Raw genomic sequence first — 6,515 nt, forward strand, 5'->3', positions numbered from 1 at the left:
AGTTGCGCGCGGCCGCAACGTGACGACGGCACCACAAGAGGGGCTCTCCGGCCGGAGAGCCCCTCTCGTGGTGGTGGAGTTACTTGACGGCGCCCGCGGTGACGCCCGCGACGAAGTGGCGCTGGGCGAGCAGGAAGCCGATGACCACCGGAATGCTGACGACCAGTGCGGCCGCCATGATCTGGTTCCAGTAGACGTTGGTCTGGGTCGAGTACTGCCGCAGGCCCACCGACAACGTCCGGTTCGCCTCGGTGGTCATCACCGACGCGAACAGGACTTCACCCCACGCGGTCATGAACGAGTAGATCGCGACCGCGATCACGCCGGGACGCGCGGCCGGCAGCACCACTCGGCCGAGGGCGCCCATCGGTCCACAGCCGTCCACCAGCGCCGCCTCGTCCAGCTCCCGCGGGATGCTGTCGAAGTACCCGGCCAGCATCCAGATCGAGAACGGCAGGCTGAAGGTCAGGTAGGTGATGATCAACCCCAACCGCGTCCCGACCAACTGGACGCCCACCGAGTTGTTGATGTTCACGAAGATCAGGAACAACGGCAGCAGGAACAGCACACCCGGGAACATCTGCGTCGACAGCACCGTGGTGGTGAACACCGTCCGGCCGCGGAACCGGAACCGCGACACCGCGAACGCGGCCAGGATCGCGATCGCCACCGAGAACACCGTCGCGGCCACCGAGACGATCGTGCTGTTCACGAAGTACCGGGCCAGCGGCACCGTCTTCCACATCTCGACGAACGGTTCGACGGTCAGGTTCGACGGCCACCAGGTGAACGCGCCCTGGACGTCGGCCAGCGGCTTGAGCGACGAGGTGATCATCACGTACAGCGGGATCAGCACGAACAGGCCGAGGACGGCCAGCATGACGCCCCGGTAGATCTTGAAACCCTTCGTCTCACGCACGACGCGACCTCCTTCCGGTGACGAACAGGTAGATGCCGGTGACGATCATCAGGAAGATCAGCAGCAGCACGGACATGGCCGCGCCGGAGCCGAAGTTCCAGGTCAGGAACGACGCGTTGTAGATGTGGAAGGTGATCAGGTCGCCCGCCGGCGGCTGCGCCGTACCGAACAGCACGTACGGCGTGTTGAAATCGCTGAACGTCCACAGGAACAGGACGAGCACGAGCACGAGGTTGACCGGCCGCAGCGACGGCAGGGTGATGTTGCGCCACTGCCGCAGGTTGCCGGCCCCGTCCACCGCCGCGGCCTCGTAGACGTCGCGCGGGATGCTCTGCAATCCGGCCATCAGGGTGAGGAACGCGAACGTCCACAGCTTCCACACCGCGACCGTGATCAGCGACACCAGCGCGTTCCCGCCGAGCAGCCAGAACGGCCGGTCGCTCGCCAGTCCCAGGTTGTCGACCAGGATGTGGTTCACGATGCCGGTGTCGCGCTGGAGCATGAAGTTCCAGGTCAGGATCCCGGCGTACGCCGGCAACGCGTACGGCACCAGGAACAGCGTCCGGACCCAGCTCCGGCCGCGGAACGGCGGCTGCAGCGCGACCGCCGCGGCCATGCCGAGCGTCCAGGAGAGCGCGACGGTGATCAGCGAGAAGGCGATGGTGACGCCGAAGGACTTCAGCAGCCCCTCACCGACGGCGTTGTCGAAGTCGACCGCCACCTTGTAGTTGCCGAGCCCGGCCCAGGGCGCGGCGGACCAGTTCGCGATGTAGAACTTGGTCAGTTTCACGAAGCTCATCCAGATCCCGACCAGCATCGGGATGATGTGGATGAGCAGTTCCAGCAGCACGGCCGGAGCCAGCAGCAGGTAGGGCAGCCACCGGCTCAGACCGGGCCGGCGTTCCGGGCCGGCGCGCCGGGACCTGGCCGGCTTCGCGGCGTCCGCGGGGGCATCTGTTGTGGCGACGGACATGCGCGGGGTCGCCTCCTGTCTTCGGGTCGGTGGTCGGCTGACGTGGACCGGTGGCCCGGGCGCGTCGCCGCGCCCGGGCCACCGCGGTCGCGTCAGCTACTCGCGGCCACTTGGTCCTCGGCGGTCTTCAGGGCCGCCTTCACCTCGTCCGCGGTCACCGTGCCGCCGGTGGCGATCTTGGCGAACATCGCGTTCATCGCCTTGCCGACGGTGCTCTCGTACTGGTCCTCGGCCGGCACCAGGGGCAGCGGCTTGGACTTGGTGTTGTAGATGTCCTGGAAGGTCGCGGCCTCCTCGGCGTTGTCGGTGAAGACCGGCTTCGCGTCCTTCAGCACCGGCAGCGAGGCGAACGGCTTGCCCAGCGTCGCCTGGGTGCCCGGGTCCGTCATGAACTTCACGAACTTGAGCGCCGCGTCCTTGTTCTTCGTGTTCTTGAAGATCGACAGGTTGATCCCGGCCACGTGGCTCGCGGTCTGGTTGGCCGCGTCCGCCGGTGCCGGGAAGGGCACCACGCCGTACTCGCTGCTCTTCATGCCGTTGGCGGCGATCGAGGAGTTGGCGTTGTTCTGGTTGATGATCATCGCGACCTTCTTGGTGGCGAAGTCGTTCACCGACTTGGTGCCGTTGTCGTACTGCGCGTTCGACGGGTTGGCGACCTTGTCCTTCTGCATCAGGTCGAGGTACCGCAGGACGCCCTGGACCTGGCCGTCACCGGTGAAGGTCGGCTTGCCGTCCTTGTCGAACCAGTCGGCCCCGTTCTGCGCGGCGTTGATGAACGCGAAGTGCACGTTCTCGGTGTAGCTGCCGGCCGCGAGCGCCATGCCGTACTGGTTCTTTGCCGGGTTGGTCAGCTTCTTGGCCGCGGCGACCATCTCTTCCCAGGTCTTCGGTGGCTGCAGACCGGCCGCGGCGAACATCGCCTTGTTGTAGTACATGCCGTACGCCAGGCCGTAGAGCGGGACCGATGTCGGGTCGGTGCCTTCCTTGCCGCCGGTCGCCAGCGCCGTCGGCACGAACTTGTCCTTCCCGCCGATCGCGTCCATCGCCTCGCCGTCGAACGGCAGGAACGCGTCGGTCGCCTGCAGCGACGCGGCCCAGGTGTTGCCGATGTTGACCACGTCCGGCGCCTGGCCGGAGGTGATCGCGGTCTGGATCCGGGTCTGCAGGTCGTTCCAGCCGATCACCTCGAGGTTGACCTTGATGCCGGTCTCCTGGGTGAACTTCTGCAGGACCGGGGTCAGCACCTCCTTGTCGTTGTCCAGGCTGGTGCCCTGGTTGCTGGCCCAGTAGGTCAGCGTCTGGTCTCCACCCGAACTGCCGCCGGAGGAATCGCCCGAGTCGCTGCCACCGCAGGCGGCCAGGCTGATTCCCAGGGCGGTCACCGCTGCTGCGGCTACAAGCGAACGCAGTCTCACGTCGGACTCCCTCGTCCCGTCGAGCCCCCGCGGTGCTGCGGAGGCGGATCGGCCCCATAGTGGCCTAACCGGTTAAGTTTCGAAACCCTAACCGGTTCAGTAGAGGCATCTTCGTTACTACCTCGTGACATCGACCAACCTTCATCCGTCAGGGGACACGCGCAATCCGACACACTCCGGAATCGCCCGAATTCACAGAGTCTTGAAGGATCAGGCGCGAGCGGGACCGGACGACTCCCGCGCCCGCAGTTCCCCGGCGGGGGCCTGTTCATGCAGGGCGGTCTCACCCGAGGCCACCCGGAGAAGGAGATCGGCGGCCGCCCGGCCGCGTTCCATCGTCTTCTGGTCGATCGCGGTGATCCCCGGCCGCGCGAGCTCGCACAACGGCGAGTCGTCCCAGGCAAGGATCGACACCTCACCGGGTACGTCGGTGCCGTGGTCCATCGCCACCCGCAGTGCGGCGACCGCCATCAGGTCGTTGCCCAGCACGATCGCGGTCGGCGGGTCCGGGGCCGTCAGCAGCAGGCGGGTCAGCTCGGCGCCGTCGTCGTAACGGTACCTGCCCTCGATGTGCCGGACCGTCATGCCGCGGCGCTCGGCCTCCTCGTGCAGCATCCGCACCCGGAGCTGCTCGTGCACGAACGTGAACGGCCCGCTGATGTGCGCTATGTCGCGGTGGCCGAGCTCGGCCAGGTGGTCCAGCAGCAGCGTGACGGTCTCGACCGGCGAGCTGATCAGCCGGCCGACCTGGTCGTCGGGATCGTTGGAGCTGACCACGACGCACGGCAGCCCGAGCTCCCGGAGCAGCGGGATCCGCGGGTCGTCGTCGTGCTCGTCGAACAGGATGAACCCGTCGACCCGCCCCTGCCGCGACCATCGCCGCAGGACGTCGAGGTCCTCGCCGTGCTCACCGGTCAGCCGCAGCAGCAGCGACGAGTCGACCTCGTTCAGGTACTGCTCGATGCCGACCAGCGTGCGCATGTAGAACGCCTCGGTCGAGATCAGCGCCGGGTCGCGGGCGATGACGATGCCGATGGTGCGGGTCCGGCTGGCCGAGAGCGCGACGGCCGCCGAGTTCGGGTGGAAGCCGAGCTCCTCGGCCAGGTCGAGCACCCGCTGCCGGGTCTCCTCGCTGACCCCGGCGCGGCCGTTCAGCGCGTACGAGACCGACGCCTTCGAGATGTGCAGACGGCGTGCGAGGTCGCTGATCGTGACCCGCCGGCGCCCACCGCCGCTCGCCGGACCGTCGTCGGCGCTGTCGCCGCCGGCCAGGGATCCGGGTGTCGTCATGTCTGCCTGCTACCCCGCACAGCCGAGAGGGTAGCAGCGTGTTTTCGGGGGTAGCGCGGGCGCGGAGGTTTGGATAGCGTTTTCCCATGACGCCTGGTGAACCGTTGCGACTGGATTTCCTGCCCTGGGAGTACGCGCGCATCGCCTCCGACGAGGAGCGCGAGCGCCAGCTCGAACGGCAGCAGCGGCTCGTCGGGTCGGTGTCGCTCGCGGACACGGCGTACGTCGCGGAGTCGGCGGCGGTGTACTGCGAGGAACTGCGGATGGGGGAGCGGTCGTACATCGCGGCGCACGCCTACGTCACCGGGCACGTGTCACTGGGCGCGGACACCACGATCAACCCCTTCTCGGCGGTCCGTGGCCGGGTCACCATCGGCGACGCGGTCCGGATCGGCGCCCACACGTCGCTGCTCGCGTTCAACCACGGGACCGCACCGGGGAAGCCGATCTTCCGCCAGCCGCACACCTCCCTCGGCATCACCGTCGGCGACGACGTCTGGATCGGCTCGAACGTCACGGTCCTCGACGGCGTCACGATCGGCCCACACTCGATCATCGGAGCTGGTGCAGTGGTCACCAAGGACGTCCCCGCCAACGCGATTGCCGCCGGCAACCCGGCGCGCGTACTGCGCTCCCGTGAGACGTCCGCGCGGCGCCCGGCGGGCGACCTGGCCGAGCGCCTCGCCGCCTTCACCGCCAAGGCCCGCGACCAGGTGGACGACGTACTGCGCCGGTGCTGGGACGGGGAGCGGTTCGTCGACCGGCCAGGACGCGGCCACGAGCCGCAGATCCGCCCGTGGTGCGACGCCGTCGAGATCGCCGACGTACTGGTCCGCCGTACCCCTGAGGGTCACCCGCGCGACGACCTCGTCCGCCGGCTGCGTCACCGCCAGGATCCGGAGAGCGGACTGGTCTCACCAGGAGACCTCGCCGACGCCGGGCTGGACGTGCCGGCGACCGACAAGCTGTCGGTGCTGGAAGGCCCGGCCAGCTATCACATCCTCTGTGTCGGCTATGCCCTCCAGGTGCTGGACAGCTGCTTCGAGCATCCGATCAGGACCGACTTCGCGCCGGGCGAGCTCGAGCGTCAGCTCGACAACCTGCCGTGGGAGCGGCATGCCTGGTCGTCGGGGTCCGGGATCGATGCCCTGGGCACCGCTCTGGCCCGGAACCTCAAGGATCACGGCGAATCCGGCCCGCTGTCGACGCTCCTCGGCTGGCTCGTGCTGCGCGCCGATCCCGGCTCCGGCATGTGGGGCCGGCCGCATCCGGACGACGGCTGGTTGCAGGTCGTCAACGGCTTCTACCGGCTGACGCGCGGTACCTACGCGCAGTTCGGGTTGCCGCTGCCGTACCCGGAGCAGGCCGTCAGGACAGTGCTTGCGCACAGCAACGACAAACGGATGTTCAGCGGCGACGGGTACAACTCGTGCAACGTGCTGGATGTGATCCATCCACTCTGGCTGGCCGGGAAGCAGACCGACAGCGGCCGGGTGGAGGGCCGCCGGTGGGCCGAGGACCAGCTCGGCCGGATCCTGGACCGCTGGGTCGACGGTCAGGGCTTCGCGTTCGCGCCGGACGGAACCGACGACCGGGCGATCCCCGGCCTGCAGGGCACCGAGATGTGGCTTGCCGTGATCTGGCTGCTCTCGGACTACCTCGACCTGTCGGACGCGGTCGGATACCGCCCGCGCGGCGTCCACCGGCCCGAGCCGCTGGTCGCCCCCTGCCCTGACCGGAGACATCCGGGGGTCGATTAGCCTGAAGGTGTGGACCCGCGTACCCGCAACCTGGTGACCTCGCTCGTGCTGGCCGCTCTGGTCGCCATGGTCGTGATCGCCGCCCTCGTCCGCTGACTCCTCTCCGACTAGGGTTCTGGCGCATGAGCACCACAAGTGGGTCACGGTCGCCGTACCTG

Annotated in this window: 5 protein-coding genes; 1 reads left to right on the plus strand and 4 read right to left on the minus strand. The window is 68.2% G+C overall.

Annotated elements, in window-relative coordinates:
- Window positions 1-79 precede the first annotated feature (79 nt).
- The 4 genes from E1218_RS06745 to E1218_RS06760 all read right to left on the minus strand — a co-directional run bounded on the left by E1218_RS06745 (window position 80) and on the right by E1218_RS06760 (window position 4,597).
- A complete protein-coding gene (locus E1218_RS06745) occupies window positions 80-919 on the minus strand; it encodes a carbohydrate ABC transporter permease (RefSeq protein ID WP_132317362.1) in 840 nt (279 codons plus the stop codon).
- Window positions 912-1,892 (minus strand): carbohydrate ABC transporter permease, encoded by a 981-nt coding sequence (locus E1218_RS06750; protein ID WP_132317364.1) that lies wholly within the window; start codon window positions 1,890-1,892, stop codon window positions 912-914. Before E1218_RS06750 ends, E1218_RS06745 begins: the two co-directional genes overlap by 8 nt.
- A gap of 92 nt (window positions 1,893-1,984) precedes the next feature.
- Window positions 1,985-3,307, minus strand: a complete 1,323-nt coding sequence (locus tag E1218_RS06755; protein ID WP_132317366.1) for an ABC transporter substrate-binding protein — start codon at window positions 3,305-3,307, stop codon at window positions 1,985-1,987.
- A gap of 210 nt (window positions 3,308-3,517) precedes the next feature.
- Complete coding sequence (locus E1218_RS06760) at window positions 3,518-4,597, minus strand: LacI family DNA-binding transcriptional regulator (protein WP_132317368.1); 1,080 nt, start codon at window positions 4,595-4,597, stop codon at window positions 3,518-3,520.
- Between the two features lie 86 nt (window positions 4,598-4,683).
- Here E1218_RS06760 and E1218_RS06765 point away from each other — a divergent pair, with 86 nt between their 5' ends.
- The gene (locus E1218_RS06765; protein ID WP_132317370.1) at window positions 4,684-6,357 is read left to right on the plus strand and encodes an acyltransferase; all 1,674 of its coding nucleotides are present in this window, start codon (window positions 4,684-4,686) and stop codon (window positions 6,355-6,357) included.
- Window positions 6,358-6,515 lie beyond the last annotated feature (158 nt).

It is taken from the genome of Kribbella turkmenica (assembly GCF_004348725.1).
Classification (GTDB): domain Bacteria; phylum Actinomycetota; class Actinomycetes; order Propionibacteriales; family Kribbellaceae; genus Kribbella; species Kribbella turkmenica.